Raw genomic sequence first — 26,811 nt, forward strand, 5'->3', positions numbered from 1 at the left:
TAATTAAAAAGGGGGATAATATTATGTATATTTCAATTGAAAGAAATAGTCGTGGAACTTTAGATATTGAGCAATACGCTTTAAACAAGCTGATTGAATCAACAGTAGTTTCATCAACTTCGGCAAGTATTGCAAATATCGAAGTAATTACAGAAATTTATCATGATAATTTATTATATATCTTGATTAAAATTAAATTTGAAGGGCAAGCTCCTGATTTTATTTTTGAAGAAAAATTAATTAGCAAAAATGTTGAAGATATTATCACTCAAACGTTAAACATTAAGCCAAGAAATATCTCTGTAGCGTACGGAAGATAAAACAAATTAGAAAGTGTAAAAGGAGAAATACAAATGAAATTCACAGAAAGCAAAATAATTGAACAAGGACAAGGTAAATGAACTGTTACAATTGATGGTCAAGAATGAGCAACAATTTTAACAAAAGCAAAAAATAGATTGAAAGCAAACGTTGAAGTTCCTGGATTTAGAAAAGGTAAAGCACCTCAAAAAGAAATCGAAAAATATTTAACACCAGCAAAAGTTTTTAATGAAGGTTTTAGAATGGCAATTCAACCAGCATTTGAATTTGCTCGTAACTCAGATGTGAAAATTGAACCAATGAATTCTCCATCTCCAGTACCATTTAAAGTAAGCGAAAAAGAAATTATTATCGACTTTTTCTTTGATCTACGTCCAGAAATTAAATTAGGTCAATATACTGGAATCAAAACTGTTGAAAAACAAAGTGTAGAAGTAACTAAAGAAGAAATTGATGCAGCTATCACTCAATATCAACAACAATTTGCAATGGAAAAACCAAAAGCAAGCGATGCTAAAATTGCTGAAGGTGATGCAGTTACTTTTGATTTTAAAGGTTATGTTGATGATGTACCATTTAAAGGTGGAGAAGCAAAAGGGCATAAATTAGTAATTGGTTCAAACCAATTTATTCCAGGATTTGAAACATCAATGATCGGTTTAGGATTAGGTGATAATCAAGCAATTTCTGTAACTTTCCCAGCTGAATATACTCCAGAATTAGCTGGAAAAGAAGCAAAATTTGTTTTAAACATTACAGCAATAAATGAAAGAATTTTACCAAACCGTGATGATGAGTTAGCAAAAGACTTAAATATTCCTGGAGTGGAAACTTTTGCGCAATTGGAAGAAAAAATTAGAGAAGAATTTCAAACAAGAAAAGCTCAAGGGTTAAAGGCTCAATTTGTAAATGAAATCATTGCTGAAGTTATTAAAAACTCAACAATAGAGTTGCCAAAATCAGCAATTGATAATCAAGTTCAAGAAATGAAAAAAGAGTTTGAACAAGAAGTACAAAAACAAGGATTAACTCTAAAAGCTTATAAAAAAGCGACAGGTTTAACTGACAAAGATATTGAAGCAGAAATCTTAGGTGATGCAAAAGCTAAGTTAGAAGGTTATTTAGTAACTTCAGAAATCAAGGCTAAAGAAAACTTTGAAGCGACTGAAGAACAAATCGATGCAAAATATCAAGATCTAGCAACTCAATTTGGAGTTGAAATGGAATATATTAAAAATATTATTAAACCAGAACAAATTAAAGCAGAGTTATTAAATGATTTATTAAATGACTTCTTATATGAAAATAACGGAAAATAAACTATTATAATAAGCAAAGTCGAAAGGCTTTGTTTTTAATTAGCACTACCACTATTAAAGTGCTAATATATGTGTTATTATTTATTTGTACCAAAATAAGGGGGAGAAATTATGAATAAAACAATCAAATTTCCTATATTTATCACAAGAGGAATTTGTATATTTCCTAAGTTTACAGAAACTGTAGAAGTAGGCAGAAAACAAACTCAAGAGGCTACAAAAGCAGCAATTGCGGAGTTTGAGGGCAATATTATTATTGTGTCGCAACGTAAGGTTATGGACAATGATCCAGGAATGGATGAACTATTTGATTTCGGAACTTTAGCAACTGTTAAAATTATTAAAACATGAAAAGACGGAACATTAACTGTTGAAATAACAGGGCAAGAACGTATTAAATTAATTTCTACAGAACCAAAAGATGGTTACTTTATGGCTTCAGCTGAAATTTTAGAAGCTGATATATCAAATGCTGAAAGTCAAATTGATATTATTCACCAACAAGTTGCAGAAATTGCTAGTCTTTCAAAAGATTTTCCAGAAATTGCTGTTGAGTGATTAAAAACTAAATCAACTGACAATATTAACTATGTTGTTGATGCAATTGCAAAATCATTACCATTTATTTCTTTAGAAACAAGAAACAATCTTTTAGGAGAACAAAATGTTGTTAAACGTTTAGAAGAGATTTTAAATTTCTTGGGTAAAAAGGACGTATCATTAGATGTAGATTCAGAAATTAATAAAAAGTTAAAAGATCGTATGGATCAACAACAAAAAGAATATTACTTACGTGAGAAAATGCGTATTATCAAAGATGAACTTAATGATGAAGATTCAGATAAGTCCGCTGTTGAGAAATACAAAGATCGTCTAGAAAAAGAACCATTCCCAAAACAAGTTAAGGAACGAATTTTGTCATCAATTTCTAAACTAGAAAATATGCAATCATCTTCTGCAGAAGCAACTGTGGAGCGAAACTATATTGATTGAATGATGTCAATTCCATGATGAGAATCAACAGAAGATATTGCTGATTTAAAATTTGCTCAAGAAATTTTAGACAAGCATCACTATGGGCTTAAAAAAGTTAAAGATCGCATTATCGAGTTTTTAGCAGTTAAACAAAAAACCAAATCTTTAAAAGGACCGATTATTACATTAGTAGGTCCTCCGGGAGTTGGAAAAACTTCTTTAGCAAAATCTATTGCTGAAGCATTAGGTAAGAAGTTTGTCAAAATTTCTTTAGGTGGAGTTAAAGACGAATCTGAAATTAGAGGACACCGTAAAACATATATTGGAGCAATGCCAGGACGTATTATTCAAACAATGAAACGTGCAAAAGTTAAGAATCCGTTATTCTTACTTGATGAAATTGACAAAATGGCATCAGATCAACGTGGTGATCCAGCATCAGCAATGTTAGAGGTTTTAGACCCTGAGCAAAACGCAGAATTTTCTGATCACTACATTGAAGAGCCATATGATTTAAGTGAAGTTATGTTTATTGCAACTGCCAATTACCCTGAAGATATTCCGGAAGCTTTATATGACCGTATGGAAATCATTAATTTATCAAGTTATACAGAAATTGAAAAAATGAAAATTGCTAAAGACTACTTAGTTGAACGTGTTTTAAAAGAACATTCTTTAACTAAAGAAGAATTGGTATTCACAGATGAGAGTTTTGATGAAATTATCAAGTATTACACTCGTGAGGCGGGGGTTCGTCAATTAGAACGTCATATTTCTGCAATTGCTCGTAAATTCATTGTTAAACTATTAAATAAAGAGCTTGAAAGTTTAGAAGTAACTCCAGCAGTTGTTAATGAATTTTTAGGAAAACGCATTTTTGATCATACTGAAAAACAAGGTCAATCAAATGTTGGGGTTGTTACTGGTTTAGCCTATACTCAATTTGGAGGGGACATTTTACCAATTGAGGTTAATGTTTATCCAGGTAAAGGAAATTTAACATTAACTGGTAAACTTGGGGAAGTAATGAAAGAATCAGCAACAATAGCTTTAACATATGTTAAATCAAACTATGAAAAATTTGGAATTGATAAAACAATTTTCGAAGCGAATGATATTCATATTCACGTACCTGAAGGAGCAGTTCCAAAAGATGGTCCTTCAGCTGGAATTACGATGACAACAGCATTAGTATCTGCGTTATCAAATAAACCAGTTTCTCGTGATTTAGGAATGACAGGAGAAATAACTTTAACAGGAGCAGTACTTCCAATTGGGGGATTGCGTGAGAAATCAATTTCAGCTGCACGTAGTGGATTGAAAAAGATTTTAGTTCCAGTTAAAAACTTAAAAGATTTAGATGAAATTCCTGATGAAGTTAAATCAGTTTTAGAAATTAAAGGTATGGAAACTTACGAACAAGTATTTGATGAAGTTTTCGCATCTAATTAATAATGTAAGGTAAAATAACTAGGAGACTAGTTATTTTTTTATGGAGGTAAAAAATGAATCAACCGTTAGCTTTTTTATTAAGACCACAATCTGTTAAAGATATTATTGGTCAAACACACATTTTGGGGCAAAATGATATGATACCTAAAATGATCGAAAAGCAATTTTGTACGTCTTTAATTTTTTATGGTCCTTCAGGAACAGGGAAAACTACTTTTGCAATCGCACTTGCTGAAGATTTAAATATTGCTTATGATACGTTTAATGCAACATATGATAAAAAAGAACGTTTAACTAAAATTGTTAGTAAGGCAATTGAAGAACCTAATTTTATTTTGATTATTGATGAAATTCATCGAATGAATAAAGACAAACAAGATATTTTATTAGAGTATATGGAAAAAGGGAATATTAAGTTATTTGCTACTACAACAGAAAATCCATTTTTTGTAATCAATCCGGCGATTCGTTCTCGAGCAAGCATTATCGAATTAAAACGTGTTGAAGCTCAAGAAATGTTTGAATATGTAAAAAAACTAATTGCCAATGAAACTCTTAAATTAGCAATTAATGATGAAGCTTTAAACTATTTGTGTAATTTAGCTAGTGGTGATGTTCGTACTTTAATTAATAGTTTGGAAATTTTCATTAAACTTTATCCGGAAGCAACAGTTGATTTAAATTTAGTTTTAAAAGTTGTTCCCAGTGCTAAAAATCCATCAGGCGCTTATGGAGATGATATTCATGATTTGAAGTCGGCATTACAAAAATCAGTTCGTGGAAGTGACGTTGATGCAGCACTATACTATTTTGCAAGATTTTATGAAATTGGAGATTATGAAACTTTAATGCGTCGAATGCTAATTATGGCTTATGAAGATATTGGGTTAGCGAATCCTACATTGCCTCCAAGAGTGTTAATGGCCACCAATGCTTTTCGTCAAATGGGCTTCCCCGAAGGGATAATTCCTTTAGGATTAGCAATTGTTGAAATGGCGTTAAGCGAAAAATCAAATTCCGCATATTTGGCAGTTAAGCAAGCTCATAGTGATGTTCAAAACGGATTAGTTTATGATATGCCAGATTATCTTAAAGATGCTCATTATAAATCGGCTGAAAAGCTTAAAAGAGGTATTGGATATAAGTATGCTCATGATTATCCAAATGATTGGGTGGATCAACAATACTTACCATCTGAAATTAAAGATATTAAGTATTATAACCATAAGTCACATTCAGCCTATGAGAAAAAAGTTTATGAATTATATTTAAAAATGAAAAAGAACTAGTTACCTAGTTCTTTTTTAGTCGATTGAATAAACTTTTCAAACTTTTCCAGGATTTTCATGTCCTTTAACACGATCACGTTTAATTGTAATGGTGTAAGTTTGTTCAGCTTTTGTTTTTTTATTGGTATAGTGTAATTCATATTTAATGAAAGCATCATTGTAAACATTGTAGAAATTTTCTTCTGATATAAATTTAGTTGATCAATTTTTTTGATCTAAATAATCTCCAAACTTATCATTTACATATGCTGGTAGTGAATCATCTTGAATTCATTTTGATACTTTAATTAATAGATTCGCCATTTTTGACATTGTGTTACCTTTGATTTCACTTATTGGGTCTTCAGGGTTATCTTTGTTTCCGTATGCTTGATAAATTGCATCATAAACTGAACCTTCTTTAAAGTTGTCAAATCCAATGTTGTTAGCATTTTTTCTTAGTCCCAAAATGAATGAAGCCTTTGAAATTCCATTAGGGTTTGCATTAGTTTCACTTAATTCAACATTGTTGGGGTAAACGATTGCAACAAGCAATGCCGATAAAGTATTGCTGAACTCATCGTCATATCCCTCAATTTTCATACCTTCTTTTCACTTAATTAAATCAGGAGTATTAAGGGCTTCTAGTAAGGCTGCTATATCTTTTGTATCAAGAATATATTCTGCTTTTGAATTTGGGTACTTTCTTCCAGTTTCAAAAAATCCTGCAGCACTGTCAATAATATCTGATATAGATACAGTTTTTAAACCATATAAAAACATTGCCTTAGTTTCAATATCCAAACCAAATGCCTGTAAAAGCTTAGCGATTGGTGTAGTTAAAACAGCTTTTATATTAGTAAAAGTGTTAATGATATCATCGCTAATGTCAACAACGCCACCTTCTTTAAGAGCATTTAAAATTCCTGAAAGAACATTTCCGTTATATAATGCTCCTAGTAAATTATCAAAAATTTCTTGGTTGCTATTTAAATAATCAAGTAAAGGTTTAAATGGTTTTAGTGCCTCTATGCCTATTGAACCAATAAACTTTAATAATGCTTTTATTGAATCTTGTTTTGGAAGTGGTCCTTGGTTTGCAAAAGCATTTCCAACTTCTTTTAATAAAGGAATTAAAAAATTAACAAGAGTTTTAATAGCGTCAGGTGCTATTTTTTTTGCTGCTAACTTAGTTTCTAGCAAATCTTGTGCTGCTTTTAATAAAGAACCAAAAAAAGGATTTTCTAAACCTGGTTTAGAAGGCGTTTGAAATAGAATAGCGATTAACTTTTGAAAATTAATTCCGTTACGATCTTTTCGATCAGGAACCAAGAAAAATTGTAGCATTCCAAATAAATCCTTGAAGTTAATTTGAGTCAATTTTTTTTCGTCAATTTTTCCGCCATTTTTTTCGATCACTTCAGTGATAATTTCGGCATTAGTTTTCACTTTATCAAAAATATTTATAAATCCATTGTCATGTCTAATAACATCGTCAACATCAACGGCATTAATATAATCTTTAAACTCTCCAAAGTAGTAACCTAAAACTCGAACATATTGAACCAAAGGAACAACTAGAGCAGTGTAATCTTTATTAACAAGTGCCTCAACAATTTGTTGCATACAACTATTAGCAGCTTGTTGAAGAGTAACACCAGTTTGACCTTCAACTTTTCCAGGAACTTCTCTTAGTCCTTGTTTAATTAAATTTATCAAGCCATCTTCTGAAAGAATACTATCTAAAGTTTTAATAAGTTCTGGATTTAATATTCCTTTAATTAAGCCACCAACAGTGTCTCCACTTCCAATAATACTTTCTAATAGAGCACCTTGACCTTGAGGAGAAAATGAACTGCTACCAAATAAGATATTGACTAACCCTGAGACTAAAGACAGAGTTTTAGCAGTTGAGTTGTTTCCTGATAAAGTCTTTTGTTTTGCTTCTTGATCAAATTCAGCCATTGAAGCAGCAATTTTCGAATCTTTTTCTAGATCGTCTTTATTAACTTTATAGCGATCAGTTCCAAAAACTTGTTTTATAAGAAATTCTAAACTAGATTCTTTAGTTATTGTACTATTACCGATACCCTTAATTCATTCTTCTCCTAAGACATCAATAATTTTTAAAGATTTAATATAACCAGCAGTATAATCCAAATCCATGTTAGCACCGTTTTTATTATTTAAAATTGCTGACTGAGCAACAAATGAAGAAGCAGCAATATAATCTTGGACATCTTTAACAATATCAGCTTTGTATTTGTTTCCTCATGAACATGCAGCAGTACTTCCAGAAGAAGCAACAATGCTGACTGAACCTAAGATAATTAATAATTTTTTCATACTAAGATGCCTTTCTCTTTTATAAGTTAAATTAAAATCAAAATAATTTTAACACACATTAAGTGTTATTTTTTGCAAATTATTATGTTTTTATTTTTTAAAAATGGTATAAATAAAAGGTGTCATACGTTTATAATATTTATAATTTAAAATATTCACACTATAAGTTGAAGACAGGAAGGGCAAACTATGAAAAAGCAAAATAACTTCTTTTTGTTACTTAAACAAGGAATAAAAGGAATCTTTAAATTTAAAATTCAATTCATTATAATTATGATTTTGGCTTTTTTATCAACGTTCATTTTGTCAACTTCATTATCAATTACAGTACGTCTTAATAACTCATATAATAAAATTGTTAATTCAGTATCAAGATTTGATTATTCAACATCATTATATACAGGGAGAAAAAGTGTTAATGGTGGAGATAGCACGCCAACATTTATTCCATTAAATGATTTTATGAATTTTGACAATGTTGGAATTCAAGATGAATTAAATCCAGAAGGAACTCAGGCTGATTATAATTTTACTTTCAATAAAATTTACTTAGAAAAATTTAATGATGCTTCAAACCCACAATCAGCATTTAATGAAACTTTTTTAACTAGACTATTTGAAGGTCGTTCGCTAAATGCTGAAGGATCTTCTCAATTTAAAGCAAATTTTTCAAAACTTAATGATAATCGTGATGAATGAGCAAGAATTCAAAAAAATATTATGACAAATGAAATTATTTTGTCTTTAAAAGCATTTTCAGATTCAGTACATAAATTTTCTTTAAGCAATCCTGAAAAAATTGAAGAAAAGTATTTAAATAACACAATGGCTGGAGAAATGGTTAAAGAACCAAATTTTATTGATGAAATTATTGCAGCAAAATACAAATATGAAACAGCAACTAGTCCTGAAGAAAAAGAGAATGCTTGAGCTAATGTTAGTTTAGAGAAGCGTGATTTTTATTCATATATTCAAATCGTGGCAACAACTGTTGTAGAATGATTGAAAAGTGAATATGAAGTTTTATTTATTAAAGAAGGAGCACCTTTCAAAGGTGAAAACAATGTTAATCCTGGAGAATTATTTTATGAAGTAGTTTCTGGATATAAATTTGGAGATGAAGGTCTGAAGGATTCTAAGTATATTGTTACTGAAGAAAATAAATATGCTTTGGATACAAAAATCGGTAGTGAATTTAATGGTACTAACAAAAATCAATACTTATATGATTCAGAAGAATTAGCTGCGGAAACAATTAAACCGGAAGTAAGTATTCAAAATCATTTCTTATGAAAAAAAGGGTTCCGTGGAATTGTAAATCAGACAGCTGTAAAACTTACTGAAAAAGATGGAAAAAAAATTATTAGAGATGCAAGTTTTGTTGGAAACACTGCAGAATTTAAAACTTTTAAATACTCAGATCAAGAGCAAAGTATTCTACAAAGAATGGACTCATATGAAAATTTTGACCTAAACGATTATTTCGATGATCACTATAAGGCAATCATTGATAACGATACTGAAGAAGAATTAAAAGATCCTAATAAAGAAATTCCTGAAAAACCTGAAGACATTGATTGAAATAATTTTGGAAACCAAACAAGAGTTTCAGCATATCAGTATCACTTGCAGCAAACAGCAAAAGTTTCTGGATATAAAGCAAACTTTAGAAAAGAAACATATGTTTTTGATAGTATTTCACAAATTCGTTATCGCGCAGTTATTTTAAACAATCGTGATAACACAAATTTTACAATTTTAGATGGTCGTAATGCTTTAAATAGAGGAGAAATATTACTTTCTCAACAGTATGCTAAAGCAAATAAAATTAAAATTAATGACCATTTACGTATTGCTGATGCATTGTATAAAGTCGTTGGTTTTGCAACTGATACTTACTCATACTTTCCAACAGCTGATCCAGACTTCCCAGTTCCTCAAACTAAAACAAGTGCGATCATTTATGCGTATAGGGATACTGTAAGAGATTTAACTAACGGAGTTTCATCGGGTCAATCAGATCGAAGTGCAACTCAATCATTTAATTTCTTTTTAACTGGTATCGAAAGTCCTTATAAAACTGATATTAATCGTTTCTTAGCATTGCAAATGAATGTTGGTAAATCATTAAAAGCTAATTATGCTTATTTAAATTCTGGAACTTCAAGTGACCAAATTAAGTCATTCTTTAGTACAGTTAAGTTTGAAGATTCTAACTTTAGATTGTCATGGACATTACAACCACTTGCATTAAAAGTATTTAATACGATCACAATTATTGCATCAATTGTTATTGCAATTATTGCAATTGCTGCTTTGATTATTTGTATTAAAAAAACAATTCATTTTAATGCTAAGCAAATTGGTATTTTGAAAGCAATTGGAACTGATCCTTGAATGATTGCGGTGTCTTATATTGCACAAGCATTAATCATCACTTTTATTATTATTCCTTTAGGATGATTAGTAGGAGTTCTTACTCAAATTCCATTTTCATCAATGTTTATTAATTACTTTAGTTCACCATATCATGGCTTTGTTTTTGAAGGAATTTCATTTGCAATTTCATTTGTAGCATTTGGAGTTGTAGCAATCATTGTTTCGCTAGTTTGTGCGTTCTTATTAACTAATAAATCAGTTATGGAAATTCTAGTAGTTAATACAAAATGATCAACATCAAACTTAATTAACAAATTGAAAAACGGAGTTTTCAAAAATTCTAAGTTTACTTTAAAATTTTCTCTAACACTGGCAAGTTCAGGAAGAAAACCAATTGCCTTACTTGTTACAGTAATTGCCTTTTCATCAATCTTAATTTCTGCTGGTTTAGCAATTCCATCAGTGGCCTTAAATGCGCAAAAATCTTACTACAAGAGCGTTAAATATGCCAATGCTTATCGAAATAAAGATACGACATTAAATTCGCCATTATCAAAACCAGCTTATACTTTCTGAGAAGGCCAAGATGCTGTTGAAAGTGACTTTGTTGAAGACAAACTAGATATGGATGGAACTGGAGTTGGTTATGGATATTACAAAACTCCAAAAAGTTATAATTCATCAACATTTGATGCAACACCTTTTAGTAATTATCTTTACAGCGCTGGAGCCACAGATCAATTCAAAGTGCAAAGCTCATTTGAGTACTTAACATCTAATCCTGAAACAATTTTCAATATTGTTTCAGATTACTTTGGAAATCATTTTTATACAGTTTTAGGTCAAGCATTTTCAATTGGAATGATTGATCAAATGTTTGCAATGATCTTAAACAGTAAAGAAAGTTTAAATCCTAAAGTAAGTGATGAAAACTGAAATGATGAAGCAAAATTAGCAATGGTTAGACAAATATCATCATCAGTTACAGAGTCAATCCCAACACTTATTAAAGCAGTTATGGGTTCTGTTTCTGGAGCTGGACCAGGAAATAGTGAAAGTAATAACTGAAAACAACAAATTATTGATGTTTTAATGAGTGAGGTTCCACCATATGTTAAAGGATACATTCAAAAAGAATCACGACTAGAACAATACAGTCTGGGATATAACTTTGAACAATTTATTCCAAAAAAAGAATCAATTTCAACAGAATTAAAAGTTGCAACTGATCAATATAATAATGTTGGGATTACAGGGCTAGATAAAACTCAAGTTGCTTATAAAATTGATAAAGAATCTGAAGATTTAACTTTTGTTGATAGAAAAACTCTTAAAGCATTAGAAAAAGTTTTCAACTCATCTAATCCACAAGCAGATTCAACAATCACTGATATTGAATTTAAAGGAACTAAACTTTATGATAAAGCTTCAAATACTGTAACTGCTCCAGTTGTTACAAACCAACAATCACGTACAGCATATAAATTGAAAAAAGATCAGACATTATCAAATTTAACAACAACATCAAAAGTTCTGCAACTTGCAAAAAATGGTATTGAATTACCAAAACAAGCATGAATTTATAATGATAATGATTTTGCAGTGTCAGATTATTATTTAAATACAAAAGTTAATGCTAAAGATGCAAGTGGTCAAACTAAATCATATGCCGCTTTTGCAAAAACAAGAACTGGAGTGGTTGAACAAAACTACTTAGATCCGTTTGCACTTGATAATAATAAGTTTAGTTATGCAAAACAGTATGACAAAGATAGCCATAAACTTAGAGATAAGGCAGCAATGTTTACTGACTTTTCATATAATGATGATGGAGATATTCAAGCTTCATTGATTAGACCTTATTATGAATATAAAAATTTAGAATTATTTGTTCCATATTCACAGTTGGAAAATGGTGCAGGTGTTGATATGTTTTTAAATGGTTATAACCCTGGAGAACCTTCAAAACATAATCAATGATATGAAAAAGATGTTAAATCAGAAAAAGTTCCTAATGTTGTTAAACAGGCTTGAGGAACTGAAAAAAATGAAAATGAGAAATACTTAATTGTACGTCCATTTGATACTTCTTATTCATTAGGAGATGTTGAAAATCAAGGAATGGCAAACTTATTAGCACAACCAAAATACTGATTCAAATATGCGTTGACTGGAGAAACACCAGCTTTAAAACAAGGATTAAGTATTAAGACAAGCTATATTAACAAAGATTTAAAAGTTAATATTAAAGCTGTAGGAAACATGACTTCATATAACGAAACTATTATCGTTATGGACTCTAGCTTAGCCAACTTAATCGGAAATTATTCAACGTCTAGAAAAGTTGGAATTAAAGATACAACTTTTGATTATAGTACTAAAGTTGCTGCTGGAAAAGTTGACGAATCAACAGGAACAGTATCAGAAAAATTTGATCGTTATAAACTACGTGACGCAAATTCTAGAGATATTTTAAATACTAATTGATGAGAATTAACTTATATGGGAAAACAAGCTTTAGATTATGCTCCATTGTATTGACATAATGGAAAATATTCAAATATTGAAGAACCTCTAGGATTAACATCAGGAATTTCATATCTTTCTGCTGGAAACACCGGGCAATATGCTTTAGGTTTAGGTGGAAACTTGGCAAATAACTATGTTGAATCAATGATTGATTCTCAAAAATTATTGAGTACGTCAAAAGATTTAATTAATCAAATATCTGTTTTAGCTGCCTCAATTGGAATGTTATTAATTGTAGCAGTAATTATTACAGCAGCATTATTAATTATGTTAGTGGGAGATATTTATATTTCTCAATACCAAAAATTTATGATTCTGATGCGGGCATTAGGATATTCAAACTGAAAAGTTCAGAAATATGCTTTCGGAACGGTAACCATTTTTGGATTACTTGTTTGAGTGTTAGCAACAGCTGTGACTTGAGGATTAATATCTTTAGGAATTTTAGGAATCTACGCTTTAGGCTTTGCGATTCCATTTGGAATTTCTTGATGACCACCAGTAATCAGTTTCGTAATTATTATGTCTTCATTTATTGGATCACTAATTGTTTCTTCTGGAAAAATTCGACGAGGAAATCCTTCGGAATTAATGACAGGCTTTGGAGATTAAATTAGTATTATCATAAAACAACAATTAAAAAATGTTGACTAAATAATCAAAAATCAAACACCTTAAATGGTGTTTTTTTGTGGTCAGTTACAACAAAAAATATTACTACAAGGAAAGACCTATTTAATTTTTTCCAAATAAAATATTCAAAAAGTTATCTGCAAAATCGATTGACTTAGCATAAATAAAAAAACTAGAAGGACACAAAACTTCTAGTTCTTTAAATTAATATTATACTTCTCGAGTTTCACAAACTTTTTTAAATCAGTAATAAGATTTTTTAGGTATTCTTTTTTTTGTACCTTGACCAAAGTCATCTTGATCGACATAAATAAGCCCGTAGCGTTTACTCATTTCACTAGTCCCATGTGAGACAATGTCAAATGGACTTCACATTGTATAACCAATGCATTCAACACCATCTTCAAATGCTTTTTGAATTTGCTCTAAATGAGACTTCAAATATTCAATTCGATAATCGTCATTAATCATTTCTAAGTTTGGATTTTTTTCTTTAAATCCAATTCCATTTTCTAAGATAAAAAGGGGTTTTTGATATCTGTCATATAACCTGTTCATTAAAATTCTTAATCCCACAGGATCAATTTGTCATCCTCATTCATTTTCTTTTAGATGCTTATTTTTTCCAACCTTAACCAAGTTACCTTCTGTTAGAATTTCATCGTTTAAACTAATAACACCAGACATGTAGTAACTAAATCCAATAAAGTCACAAGTGTTTTCTTTTAATAAAGTTTTTTCTTCGGCAGTTATTTTTAAATCCATTCCAAATGATTTATATAAGTTTAATGCATACTGAGGATATTCACCGCGATGTAAAACATCAAAGTAGGCATATATTTTCATTTGTTGATCCTTATCTGTTTTTAAAATAGTCAAGGGATTAGCATCTTCTGGATATGATAGTAATGTTGCAATCATTGATCCAAATTTAAAGTTTGAACTAATTGTTTTTCCCTCTTTAATAATTGCTGCGTTGGCTAAGAAAATATTATGTAAAGCTTGAACTGATAAACCTAAGATGTTTTCATGCTCATCATCACGTAATCCCGCTCCAGCTCAAACACTATAGTTTGCTGCATTCATTTCATTAAAAGGAATCCAATACTTAACTTTATTTTTGTATCGCTCCAATAATGTTTTGGCATATTTTACATAAAACTCAACCAGTACCTTATTTTTTCACCCACCAAATTTTTCAACCAAATAATAGGGCATTTCATAATGAGAAATTGTGATTATCGGCTCAATGTTATGTTTAAGTAATTCATCAATTAGATCATCATAAAATTTTAGGCCTTCCTCATTTGGTTCTACTTCATCACCATTAGGAAAAATTCTTGTTCACGCGATCGAAGTTCGGAAGCAATCATTATTCATTTCTGCTAAAAGTTTAATATCTTCTTTGTAGTGTTTGAAAAAATCAATACCATTTTTTTTGGGATAATAAAACTTAGAGTTTGGGTCTAAAGCTTCTTTAATTTTTTCTTCAGTCATTTTTCGTTCCGTATTGATATCTTTTTGATTTAGTGAAGGGTTATATCTTCGCATTTCAGCAATTGACAAACCTTTACCATTTATGTTTCAATAACCTTCAGCTTGATTAGCTGATATCGAGGTTCCCAACATTATAGTTTTATCTATTTTTTTCATTTTGTATTATCATTCCTTTTTCAATTTTATTTTGTTTTATTTCAACGACATATCCATATTCATCTGCAAGAATTTTATTTGTTCTATTTTTGAAATATGTCAGTTTGCTTAAAGACAATGTCATAATTAGACTAATTGTTACTCCAATTAACATACTTATTGGTCCTCAAACAATTGAGCCCCCAGCTCATTGATCAATATTAATGGTGTTCGGAACATTTGAAGCAAATCCGATTAATCCTAATATTCCGAAAGGTGCGGCATTAGTTCAAACTCCAGCAGCGGTATACAATAGACATCCAAAATATGTTCCAATAGCTGATGCTATAAGAGGGAAAACATACTTCAAAGAAATTGAATAAATAGCTGGTTCTGTTACTCCAGCTACAAATGCTGAAATACCATTAGAATATGCAGTAGTTTTAACCTCTTTACAGTTTTTGTTTATGTAACCAAATGTTAGACAGCCAACGGCTAAACAAACATTTGAAATAATCATAAGTCCCATAATGAAACTTCCGTTATATTTTAAAATATCTTGCATTAAGATCGGAGTAATTGTTCGATGCAATCCAAATACTACCATTGGTCCATAAAACATTCCGATAAGTGGTGAAAAGATATATTTGGTAATTGGATGAGTCATTAGATAATTAAAGGCAATTGACATATAGTTTGTTAATAACAAACCAGCTGGAGCAATTGTAAACATTGTTACAATAACTGTTACAGCGATAACTACCATTGGTTGAATTAACAATCTTGCGCCACCTAGCTTAACCTTGTTCATTCCTTTTTCAATATATACTCCCAAAATTCCAACAAAAATCATAGGGATTACTAATCCTTCAAATGATATTTTTCAAGGGAATACCAGATCACCAAAAATTTTTCAACCATGTTGATTCATCGCTTCAATTATGGTTTCACCTTCCTTGATGTTTAATGCCGAAATTGGTACTAGCATAGGGCTAATAAGAATCGCACCTATTGCCAATCCTAAAATGGGGGTTCCACCCATAACTTTGAATGTACTTCAACAAACAGCCATTACAATGAATCAACTTAAACCTTTTGATATCAATTCCATCATACTGTTTATTTCAATCAAAGCTCCAATTTCACTAGAATTAGATGACAAGAAAAACGGGGTTCTAACCATTTCTCACATTCCATAAACAACTAGTAAAATCATTAAGGGGCTAAAGATTGATGAGACAAACATAATAAATGATGTTTTCTGTTTTGATACGGTTAGTTCATCATCTGTTGCTTCTTTTACCTCAGTTGTTTTGGTAAAAAGTTTATAAAAGCTTTCAACTTCTGTACCAATAACTACTTGGTATTCTCCTCCAACAACTAATACGCCTTTACATCAAGTTTGTTTTTTAATTTCTTCAGTATTAGCTTTTGAGATATCTTTTAATCGAAATCTCATTCTCGATATGCAATGACTAGTTGAGTCAATGTTATCAATTCCGCCAATATTTTCTAAAAGAAATATTACGTGTTCTTTTTTAAATTTCATAAGTCCTCCTACCTACATTTAAACTTAATTAAAATAAAAAAAGAGCAAATAAAAAGAAAACTAAACTAGTTTATTTTTCCGAAACTAGTTTAGTTTTTCTTGGGCAAAAAGTAGTTCTTCTAAAAACTTGAACAAATTTATTAGTCAAAAATTTCGATCAACATAATTTCTTTGACTTAAATTGTTGTCGATATACATAGCTTTAGTATTTTTATCTTTTGCAAAATTTCAATTGTTAGAACAAATTACATAAACAGTCAAATCAATGCTAACTAGGTAATCATAAATTATTTTTAAACTTGCATTATCTCGACCAGTAAAAATAATTAAAATAAGTTTATTTTCTCAATTAATCTTTTTCAATTTGTTGAAGTCCTTTTCAAGATTGAAAATATTAGCAACTAAGTTATGCTTTTCTAAGACATCAACAAAAAATTTTCCTGCGTATTGAGTTTGAAAACTTGGAAACAAAAAAACTTCCTCTTTGCTTTTAATACCTTTTAGCAAATCAGTTAAGAAAACATAATTTTCCGATATTCACTTTTCAAAAGAAAGATAGTAATCTTTAACAGTTAGATGACTAGAATAGTTACTGTCTTGCTCAACAAAGTTGTTCTCATAGTCAACTTTTAATCTTGTTTGCAATTCTCGAAAACCAGTACAGCCAAGATTTTTTGCAAATTGGGTGATTGTTGATTTTGAAACGTAGCATTCGCTAGCCAATTGTTCTTGGGTTTTAAATAACCCTTTAGAAAAATCTTTGACAATTTGTTCAGCTACCAATTTAAATGCTGTTTTACGATTATCTCGACTCAAATTTTCAACTTTTTTGTACATTGAACTCATTTATTTACGTTTTTCCTTTTTACTACAATTTCTAAAATTATATTATTAATGTATTTCAATTTTATAGGATTATTCAAAAAAATATTAACTAAGTGATAGTTTTATTTGAATAGAGTAAAATAATACTATAAGAAAAGAGGATGATAAAATGATGATGAATTCTAAAGTCGCAATTTTTATGCATACAGGATTTGAAGAAATTGAAGCAATTTCAATAATTGATATTTTACGCCGAGCTGAAATTGAAGTTGAATTGATATCATTGAATGATAGTTTATCAGTAGTTGGATCACATCAAATTGAAGTTATGGCTAATGATAATTACCACAATTTTAAAAGTGACAACTATCAAGGTATCATTATTCCTGGTGGTCCAGGGGTTAATGATTTATTTGAAAATGTTTTTTTATTATCAACAATCAAAGAATTTAATAATGCTAAAAAAATGGTTGCAGCAATATGTGCAGCGCCTCAATTATTAGGAAAAGCAGGAATTGCTGCCAATAAAGAAATTTCCGGATATCCAGGGTGTACTGCTTTTTTAGATAAAGCAAGATTAAGTAATACTGCTTATTCAGTTGCTGATAATATTTTAACTGGGCAGTCAGCTGGAACAGCTATTAAATTTGCCCTAACAATAGTTCAATATTTAAAAGATGAACAAACAAGCAAAAAAGTTGCCGATGCTCTAGTCATTAATTAACTATTTTCTCTAATTCTTTAGGGTGAGAAAATTAGACACATCAAGCAAACAAGATATCAGGATTGTGGTGTTGCTTGTTTAGCAATGCTGATTGAATATTTTCACAAGACTTCTATTGATATCGATCAAATTAAGTATGAACAAAATTTAGGTTTAAATAACTTAAATTTTTTTGATTTAATAATGATTGGTAAAAGTTATTATTTAAATGGTGAAGCTTTTCAGGAGGTATCCAGTTTAGAAGAACTTAAGCATCAAAAACCATTTTTGGCTCAAATTACTGATTCTCAAGGAATTTTACATTTTGTTGTTGTCAGCCAAATAACAAATACTAAGGTTATTATTAATGATCCTAGTCAAAATAAAGCATCATCGCTATTTTGAAACGAGTTCAAAAAGATTTTTACTGGCAATATTATTATTTTTACAGCCAATTCTAAACTTTATAAAACTAGTCGAAGTTTTTGAAAAACGCTTAATTTTAAAAACTACGCTTTGTTTATTTTGACTTATTCAATAATTACTTTTGTAACTACAATAGTTTTTATTGCTGAAAGCCAGTTTATTAAAAAGTACGGACAAGACATTAGTAATGATTATCCGAATCTATATTTGTACGGATATTTTTTGGGTCTTTTTCTTCTAAACTTAGGTTTTAGAGAACTAAATAATTTTGTTTTAGAAAAATTGAAAAGTAAGCAACAATTAATTATGCTTAAAAAGTTTTTGCATTTTTGCATTGATTATAATAATCAAATTGATTATTACAAGATTTTTGAAGAAAGCAAATTTATAATTGAGTTTCTTACCAACGTAGTAATTCCAATGATACCAACAACAATTGCTAATATTCTTTGCTTAGTAATTATTGCACGAATTAATTTTGGCGTTGCTAGTTTAATTTTTATTCATAATCTCATAGTAATAGGAATTACAATTGTAGTTAAAACGCCGTTACAAATGCCAGTAACCAATCTTGAAGTCATAAAGTATCTTACCAACAAAGAAATCTATCAAAATTCTGGCAAGGAAACACAAGTTATTGAAAAGATTTTAGAGCAACAGCAAACTAACACTCAATCATTTTCAAATAGTCAATTGTTAAAAACTCTAGAACTAATTTTGGACAAAGTCTTAATCTTTTTAATTTATTGATTTTTGTGGTTTGATTTAAAAAATCAAGTAGCGAGTTTTGAAAGTCTAATTATGATCTTAATTTTAAATAACTTAAATCAAGGAAACTTAAAAATTATTTTAGCATTTGTTAGACAGCGTAAAAAATATTTAAGCTATACAATTAAAATTAATAAACTCTTCAATAAACCAAAACCCACCGGCGATTGTGCGACGATTAAAAATATTAAAATTGTTGAGTTTGAAAAACAGCCGCTAATTTTTAAACCTGGAGTCAATGTTGTTAAAAAAGAACTCGGATTTCTAAAGGTTATTAACAAAGCTTCCAAAAATAGTTTTCTTGAAGTTTTCATTAATGATGAAAGACATTTAAATTTAAATTCTTTAGCTATAAGGCAACAAGTATATTATGCCAATAGTCAACATTTAGATATTTGATACGGCACCTTATTAAGCAACTTAGTAGATAATAATTTAAAAAACAATACTGCAGCTATATTAAAGGAAAGTTGCTTTTTAGATTTTCTTGATAATTATAATCTTAAGCTCCAAAGTTTAATTAACCCGGAAATTATAACTGAATTTCAAAAGGAAGTTATTATTTTACTTAGATGTTTGTTTACTTCAAAGGCAGTTTACATTATTGATCAGAATTTTCAGTTGATAAAGCAACAAGATTGTTTAAAACTTCTTCAGTTAGCTACAAAATTTAGTCCTAATTTGCTAATTGTTTTTAACGACTTATACTAACTTAATGAGGGTAAGGTATAATTAAACAAACGAGGGTAAATAATGATCGAAATAAATTTTATTAATGAAACACCAATAAATATGGAAAAATGAGAAAAGTTTGGGAAAACTATTTTTAATAATGCTTATAAGGTTTTAAATATAAAAGATAAAATTGAGCTATCAGTTACATTTGTTGATTCTCAAAAAGCACAAGAAATCAATCAACAATATCGCGACAAATCTTACATTGCTGATGTAACATCTTTTCCTGTCGAAATGTCAGCTCAAGAAATTGCTGCATTAGGGGTAAGAGAAATTGGAGATATGTTTTTATGTTTGGAAGAAGCTCATCGTAAAACCATCAAATATGACCATACAATTGAACAAGAGATGGGGTTCTTATTTGTTCATGGGTTCTTGCATTTACTAGGTTATGATCATGAAACGAGTTTAGAAGATGAAGCAGAAATGTTTAAATATCAAGAAGAAATTTTGAAGATGAGCCAAATAGAGTATGAAATAAAGTTTGTTGAAGAAGATTACATAGGAGAATAGAGTAATGAAACAAGAATTTAAATCTGGATTTGTCACAATTGTTGGAAGACCCAATGTAGGTAAATCGACGTTATTAAATAAAATTATTGGAGCAAAAGTTTCTATTGTTACTAGTAAAGCTCAGACTACTCGAAATAACATTCGTGGAATTTTGACAAAAAAAGATGAATACCAAGTTGTCTTTGTAGATACTCCCGGAATTCATACTTCAAAAAAAGAGTTAGATCGTTTTATGAATGCTTCAGCTTTGCGAAGTATGAAAGATGTTGATTTAGCGCTGTTTCTAGTTCCAGCTGATGAAGCAATTGGTAAAAACGATATGTTTATTTTAAGAGAATTAGAGAAAAGTGAAATTGATAAAATTTTAGTTATCACTAAAGCAGATTCTGTAACAAAAGATAAGCTTTTTGCTAAAGTTTTAGAATGAAAAGAACTATCGGATAAATTTATTGACACAATTATTACTTCTTCAGTTGATAATGTTAACGTTGATACATTAGTTAATTTAATTGTTAAAAATTTAACAGAAAATGATTATCAATTTTATGATGATGATATGGTAACTGATCAACCAAATCGTTTTGCAATTAGAGAAATAATTCGAGAAAATATTTTGATGAAAGCGGGACAAGAAATTCCTCATAGTGTAGCGATTATGATTGATGAGCTTGAAGAAAATGAAGAGGCTATGGAAATAACAGCTTCAATAATTGTTGAGCGAAAATCTCAAAAGGGTATTATTATTGGAAAACAAGGATCTAAAATTTCTGATATTAAATATAAATCAAAAAAACAAATTAAAGAATTATTTGAAAAAGATATTCATTTAGAATTATTTGTTAAGGTTCAAGAAAATTGACGTAACTCTCCAAGTTTAATTAAAAAAATGGGATACGACAAAAATAAGTATTAGTTATGGCAGAAATATCATTAAAGGGAATCGTAATTAGTTCGTTTGATTATGAAGAGTTTGATAAAATTGTTACTGTGTATTCTGATAAATATGGTAAATTAAGTTTCATTGCTAAAGGAATTAATAAACCCGAAAGCAAAAACCGATATTCAGTGCAAAACTTTTCAGTTTCAAAATATCAAATTTTTAAATCTCGTAAAGCTAACTCATTATCAAAACTTAAAACTGGAGAATTAATTCAAAATAATTTTAATATAACAAGAAACTATGATAATTATTTATTTGCAAGTGTCATCATTTCGATAATTTTGGAAAGTGATGATTTTAACAGCAAGAGTTATCAAACATTTGTTAGTTTGGAAAAAGCACTTAATAATATTAATCAGAATAACGATCCGTTTTCAACGATGGTTTTTTTCCTATTTTACTTATTGAAACCTTTAGGAGGAAAATTTTTATTAAATCGTTGTTATCGTTGTAATAAACCCAATAAAGTTTATCGTCTATTTGATTTTAAAGAATGTGGTTTTGTATGTCCTAATTGCATTAGGGCTAATGAGCAACCTCAAGATGTTAGATTTATTAACTTTTTAAAAACAATTGATTCGGAAACTTTTTCAACAGTGTTTAATCATCAATTTGAAACGGCGTATATTTTAATTTTATGCAAAGTATTAGTTGAACATTATTCGCATAACTTAGGAATCTATACTAGTGCAATGAAAGTTTTAAATTCTAAGAAAATTTTTGCCGAAGATACCTTTGAAAACTACACTCATAGTGTCTTGACAAGAAATGAATATTTGAGATAATAATTTGAGATGAACAGAAATTTTATAGGTCAGCGACAGGCTGACTTTTGTTATTAAAAATGGGGGTAATATATGACCAAAAATATGGAAGAAATGATTAATCATTTAAAGGCACAAGGATTTGTGTTTCAAGGATCAGAAATTTATGGTGGATTAGCAAACAGTTGAGACTATGGGCCATTAGGAGCTGAGGTGAAGGCAAAACTTAAAGCCGAATGATGAAACTATTTTGTTAAGAAAAATCCAATGAATATTGGTTTAGACAGTTCAATCATTCTTAATCCGAAAGTTTGAAAAGCATCAGGACATATTGATGGCTTTAATGACCCTTTGATTGATTGTAAAAAATGTGGTTCTCGTTGGAGAGCAGATAAATTAATTGAAGAATTCGATGAAACGGTTATTGCGGGAGCAATGACAGATTTGGAAATGGAGGCTTATATTAAAGAACATCAAATTAAATGTGCAAAATGTGGAGAGTCAAACTTTACTAACATTCGTAAATTTGCTTTAATGTTCAAAACAAATCAAGGTGTATTAGAAGATGAATCATCAACAGTTTTTTTAAGACCAGAAACAGCTCAAGGAATTTTTATTAACTTTAAAAATTCTCAAAGAGCTTTACGTAAAAAGTTACCGTTTGGAATTGGACAAATTGGAAAGTCATTCAGAAACGAAATTACTCCAGGAAACTTTATTTTTAGAACCCGTGAATTTGAACAAATGGAATTAGAATTTTTCTATAATCCAAATGATGGTGAAAATTGGTTTGAATATTGAATAGATAAAGTTGAAACTTTTTTAACTCATAAACTTTATATGAATAAAGAATACTACCGTATTCGTAAACACGAAGCTGATGAGTTAGCACATTATTCAACACAAACTAGTGATATTGAATTCAAGTTTCCTTTTGGATGAGGAGAACTTTGAGGAATTGCTGATCGTGGTAACTTTGATTTAAATGCTCACCAAGCTGCATCGGGAGAAGAACTAACATATCTTGACCCCCAAACAAATCAAAAAGTTTTACCGCATGTAATTGAACCATCAGTTGGAGTAGAACGTATGATGCTGGCAATTATGTGACAAGCTTATACAGTTGAGCAATTAGAAGGTGATAACTCTAGAATTGTTATGAAATTGCCATATACATTGGTACCATATCATGTTGCTGTTATGCCCCTTCAAAAGCAGTTAAACGAACCGGCTAAACAGTTATTTGAAAAGTTATTGGAAACTTTTGATGCCACATATGATGAAACAGGAAACGTCGGGAAACGTTACCGTCGTCAAGACGCAATCGGAACGCCATTTGTGATTACTTATGATTTTGATTCTTTAGAAGATCATAAGGTTACAATTAGAGAACGTGATTCAATGCTTCAAGAGCGTATTGAAATCTCAAAAATTGAAGAATATTTAAAACAAAAATTTTAACTTATAAAGGTCAGGAGGATTCATGATATGGCTGTTATTTCAGAAACTAAAATTGCCGAAGTAATTGAAAAAGCTGATATTGTTACAATCATCTCGTCGTATTTAAATCTTCAAAAAAAAGGACGCAACTATTGAGGGGTTTGTCCGTTTCATCAAGATGGAAACCCATCAATGTCTGTTTCTCCTGAAAAGAAAATCTTTAGTTGTTTTTCTTGTCACGTTGGAGGAACTGTAATTGAATTTGTTAAAAGATTTGAAAAAATTAACTTTCCTTCAGCATTAAAGAAAGTTGCAGAGATTGCTGGTGTTGAAATTAATGAACTGAAAAATTATGCAACTAAAGAAAAGTATTCTGAAGCGGAAAAGTTAATTTTTAAATTAAATGAAGAGGCAAATAATTTCTACAAAACTTTATTGTTTTCCCAATTGGGTAAAAGCGCTCATGACTATTTGCTTAAAAGAAATATTTCTAATGAGCAAATTAGTAATTTTGAAATTGGTTATTCAGCGAGACAAGCAAGTTTGTGTGAACGTTTGTTGGAAAAAGGTTATACTAAACAACAAATTGCTGATGCAGGTTTGGGAACGATTTATGATTTAGAACTTAAGGATTACTTTGTTAATCGAATTATCTTTCCAATTAAAAATGAAGACGATCATATCATTGGTTTTTCTGCGAGAGCTTTAAACGATGAAAAACCAAAATATATTAACAGTCGAGAAAATCTTGTTTTTAAAAAATCTCAATTAGCATATAACATTCAAAATGTTTTACGTATGCACATGGAAAACAATCAAGTAATTGTTTTGGAAGGATTTATGGATGTTATAAGTCTTGAATCGATTGGAGTTAAAAATGCTATTGCTATTATGGGAACCGCGTTAAGTGATTTTCATATTAAGTTATTTAAAACTCATAAAATGACAGTTAAGTTATTTTTAGATGGTGATTTAGCAGGAATTAATGCGACAGTTAAGGCAGCAAAAGCTTTAATGCGTGGAAATGTTAAAACAACGATTATTGATAATGATACAAATCAAGATCCAGATGAATTGATTCAGTCTGGTAAAGAAACATTGGTTATTTCTAAAATTGAAAATTCAACGCATCCTGTTAACTTTGTTATTAAGAAATTATGACTGGGAGTTGATCAAAATAACCCAGATTCGATATCGCAATACTTAACTAAAATTGGAGAATTCATTGATGGAATTCAAGATCCAGTTATTATTGATAAGACAGTTTCATTATTAATGAAGTTAACTGGTTTAAATCAAATCACAGTTGAGCAGATGCTTAAAATAAGACGAACAGTAGCTCCACATAAAACTACAGTCGTACCAGCACCAAAAATAGAAGAAATCCAAAAACCACAAACAGCTGTTCGAGTAAGTAAACCACCCGCAAAGGAACTCGATCCAGTTAACAAAAGAGCCTATGAAATAGCAGAACAAAAGGTTTTTGTTTCCTTATTAAAATCTGATCAATACCTTGATAAGATTGCTCAAAACATTGAGTTAATAATCAATAATAATATTCGAAGTGCGATGCGTGGAATTATTGCTGAGTATCGCTGTGGAAATTATCATGGGGGCGACCCAAAACGAGCATTAAAACTAATTGAAGAGAGAATAATTAATTATCGAAATCAAATCGAACTAATTTTAGCTAATAAAATTATTATGATTGATGCTTCTGAAAAGGAAATTGATGATGCATTTATAATGTTAAATCAGTATCAATCAAAGTTAGCAATTCATCGAGCAGAAATCGAACTAAAAGAAGCAACTACTGCTGAAGAGAAAATATTAATTATGCAGCGTTTGGATATTTTGAGAAAAATGGCAAACAAAATGAAGAGGTAAAAAATGAAAAAATTTAACGATAAAAAAAGTATTAAAAACATTAAAAGTGTAGATGAGTTTAAGCAGTATGTTGGGCATTATTTAAAAGAAAATGATAATGAAATTTCAACTGAGGAAGTTCAAGAAGGATTTACAGCAATTTTTCCAAATGCCGATGATAATGTTTATGAAAATTTATTAAATGACTTAGAAAAACTAGGAGCAAAATTTACTGATTTAGATGTAGATTTAGTATCACTAGCTGAAGAATTTGATGAAGTTGATATTGATGATGATTTTGCTGATGAAATGGCAAGTGCTAAAAAGTCTGCAGCTAAAGGGCGTAAAGAGGCAAAAGACACAACTCAGATGAAATATCGCGTTGGGGGAATTTCAAATGAAACAAAAATTCAAGATATTATTAAAACATACTTCCATAAAATTGGATCAGGTAAAATTTTAACAAAAGACGAAGAAATTGAGTATGCCAAAATGTTAACTTCTCCTGATCCTGAAGAAGTTCAAGAAGGACGTCATAAATTAATTGAGTCAAACTTAAAACTAGTTATATCAGTTGCCAGAAAACATTTAAATCGTGGTCTAGATTTCCCTGATTTAATTGAAGAGGGAAACATTGGATTAATGAAAGCTGTTGATAAATTTGACTATACTAAGGGATTTAAATTTTCAACATATGCAACCTGATGAATTCGTCAAGCAATTACACGTGCAATTGCTGATCAAGCAAGAACAATCCGTATTCCAGTTCACATGGTTGAAACAATTAATAAGTTAGCAAGAGTTGAGCGTCAATTAACTCAAGAACTAGGTAGAGAACCTTCAGCTGAAGAAATTGCTGATAAAGTTGGTACAGGATTAACTCCTGCTAAAGTAATTGAAATTAAAAAACTATCAGTTGAACCAGTTTCATTAGAAAAACCTTTTGGTGATGAAGATGATACTCACTTTGGAGATTTTGTTGAAGATAAAGATATGATTTCTCCAAATGATTTTGCTGAAAAAGAAGTTTTAAGAGAAGAAATTGACAAAGTATTTTCTGAAATGCCAGCAAGAGAAGAGAAAGTTATTCGTATGCGATATGGAATTATTCCAACAAAATTACGAACAATACTAAGATTAGCTTCTGAGTGTGGTGATGAAACTGCTGAAGATTTAAAAAATGCCATTAAAGAATTGGACTTGCATTTTGATACACCAATTGAAAAAGTTAGAATTTATGAAAATGATGTTATCAAAGCACATTTAACTAAATATGATTCACCAAAAACTTTAGAAGAAGTTGGAAAAGAATTAAATGTAACTCGTGAACGTATTCGTCAAATTGAAGCTAAAACAATTAGAAAATTAAAAACACCTTCAAATAGTAATAAACTGGGTAAAACACTAAAAGAATTTTATAAGGGATAA

At 29.8% G+C, this 26,811-nt stretch carries 17 protein-coding genes; 13 read left to right on the forward strand and 4 right to left on the reverse strand.

Annotated features, from left to right (window positions below; translation table 4 throughout):
- The first annotated feature begins 23 nt into the window (after positions 1-23).
- The 4 genes from L872_RS0101865 (at position 24) to L872_RS0101880 (ending at position 5,356) form a co-directional block, all read left to right on the forward strand.
- Entirely contained in the window at positions 24-320 is a 297-nt protein-coding gene (locus tag L872_RS0101865; RefSeq protein ID WP_027063182.1) for an MMB_0454 family protein, read from the forward strand.
- Positions 321-353: 33 nt separating this feature from the next.
- Positions 354-1,640: a trigger factor gene (gene tig, locus L872_RS0101870; RefSeq protein WP_027063183.1), complete on the forward strand. Its 1,287-nt coding sequence runs from the start codon at positions 354-356 to the stop codon at positions 1,638-1,640.
- 111 nt (positions 1,641-1,751) lie between these two features.
- A complete protein-coding gene (gene lon / locus L872_RS0101875) occupies positions 1,752-4,067 on the forward strand; it encodes an endopeptidase La (RefSeq protein WP_036268845.1) in 2,316 nt (771 codons plus the stop codon).
- Positions 4,068-4,120: 53 nt separating this feature from the next.
- Positions 4,121-5,356, forward strand: coding sequence for a replication-associated recombination protein A (locus tag L872_RS0101880; RefSeq protein ID WP_027063185.1), 1,236 nt, complete (start codon positions 4,121-4,123; stop codon positions 5,354-5,356).
- 15 nt (positions 5,357-5,371) lie between these two features.
- Here L872_RS0101880 and L872_RS0101885 read toward each other — a convergent pair whose 3' ends face one another.
- A complete protein-coding gene (locus L872_RS0101885) occupies positions 5,372-7,681 on the reverse strand; it encodes an MOLPALP family lipoprotein (protein ID WP_027063186.1) in 2,310 nt (769 codons plus the stop codon).
- Positions 7,682-7,870: 189 nt separating this feature from the next.
- Between L872_RS0101885 and L872_RS0101890 the strand changes: the two genes are divergently transcribed.
- A complete protein-coding gene (locus tag L872_RS0101890; RefSeq protein ID WP_027063187.1) occupies positions 7,871-13,201 on the forward strand; it encodes an ABC transporter permease in 5,331 nt (1,776 codons plus the stop codon).
- 231 nt (positions 13,202-13,432) lie between these two features.
- On the opposite strand, the gene L872_RS0101895 is transcribed toward L872_RS0101890, so the two are convergent.
- The 3 genes from L872_RS0101895 to L872_RS0101905 form a co-directional block, all read right to left on the reverse strand.
- Positions 13,433-14,875, reverse strand: a complete 1,443-nt coding sequence (locus L872_RS0101895; protein ID WP_027063188.1) for a glycoside hydrolase family 1 protein — start codon at positions 14,873-14,875, stop codon at positions 13,433-13,435.
- Positions 14,859-16,403: a PTS transporter subunit EIIB gene (locus L872_RS0101900; RefSeq protein WP_027063189.1), complete on the reverse strand. Its 1,545-nt coding sequence runs from the start codon at positions 16,401-16,403 to the stop codon at positions 14,859-14,861. Before L872_RS0101900 ends, L872_RS0101895 begins: the two co-directional genes overlap by 17 nt.
- A gap of 84 nt (positions 16,404-16,487) precedes the next feature.
- Entirely contained in the window at positions 16,488-17,240 is a 753-nt protein-coding gene (locus tag L872_RS0101905) for a MurR/RpiR family transcriptional regulator (RefSeq protein ID WP_169729893.1), read from the reverse strand.
- A 157-nt stretch (positions 17,241-17,397) separates the two neighbouring features.
- Between L872_RS0101905 and L872_RS0101910 the strand changes: the two genes are divergently transcribed.
- The 8 genes from L872_RS0101910 to L872_RS0101945 all read left to right on the forward strand — a co-directional run bounded on the left by L872_RS0101910 (position 17,398) and on the right by L872_RS0101945 (position 26,811).
- Positions 17,398-17,952 carry a DJ-1 family glyoxalase III gene (locus L872_RS0101910; RefSeq protein ID WP_027063191.1) on the forward strand — a complete coding sequence of 185 codons (555 nt, stop codon included), beginning with the start codon at positions 17,398-17,400 and terminating at the stop codon, positions 17,950-17,952.
- Positions 17,953-17,991: 39 nt separating this feature from the next.
- Complete coding sequence (locus L872_RS0101915) at positions 17,992-19,836, forward strand: cysteine peptidase family C39 domain-containing protein (RefSeq protein WP_279306703.1); 1,845 nt, start codon at positions 17,992-17,994, stop codon at positions 19,834-19,836.
- Positions 19,837-19,878: 42 nt separating this feature from the next.
- The gene (gene ybeY / locus L872_RS0101920; protein ID WP_027063193.1) at positions 19,879-20,373 is read left to right on the forward strand and encodes an rRNA maturation RNase YbeY; all 495 of its coding nucleotides are present in this window, start codon (positions 19,879-19,881) and stop codon (positions 20,371-20,373) included.
- 4 nt (positions 20,374-20,377) lie between these two features.
- Positions 20,378-21,286, forward strand: coding sequence for a GTPase Era (gene era / locus L872_RS0101925; RefSeq protein WP_027063194.1), 909 nt, complete (start codon positions 20,378-20,380; stop codon positions 21,284-21,286).
- A 2-nt stretch (positions 21,287-21,288) separates the two neighbouring features.
- A complete protein-coding gene (gene recO, locus L872_RS0101930; protein WP_027063195.1) occupies positions 21,289-22,098 on the forward strand; it encodes a DNA repair protein RecO in 810 nt (269 codons plus the stop codon).
- A 72-nt stretch (positions 22,099-22,170) separates the two neighbouring features.
- Positions 22,171-23,538: a glycine--tRNA ligase gene (locus tag L872_RS0101935; RefSeq protein WP_027063196.1), complete on the forward strand. Its 1,368-nt coding sequence runs from the start codon at positions 22,171-22,173 to the stop codon at positions 23,536-23,538.
- 27 nt (positions 23,539-23,565) lie between these two features.
- On the forward strand, positions 23,566-25,404 hold the full coding sequence (gene dnaG / locus L872_RS0101940) for a DNA primase (protein WP_027063197.1): 1,839 nt from the start codon (positions 23,566-23,568) through the stop codon (positions 25,402-25,404).
- A 3-nt stretch (positions 25,405-25,407) separates the two neighbouring features.
- Positions 25,408-26,811 carry a sigma-70 family RNA polymerase sigma factor gene (locus L872_RS0101945; RefSeq protein ID WP_027063198.1) on the forward strand — a complete coding sequence of 468 codons (1,404 nt, stop codon included), beginning with the start codon at positions 25,408-25,410 and terminating at the stop codon, positions 26,809-26,811.

Source organism: Mesoplasma seiffertii ATCC 49495 (genome assembly GCF_000518725.1).
In the GTDB taxonomy this organism is placed as follows: Bacteria; Bacillota_I; Bacilli_A; order Mycoplasmatales; family Mycoplasmataceae; genus Tullyiplasma; species Tullyiplasma seiffertii.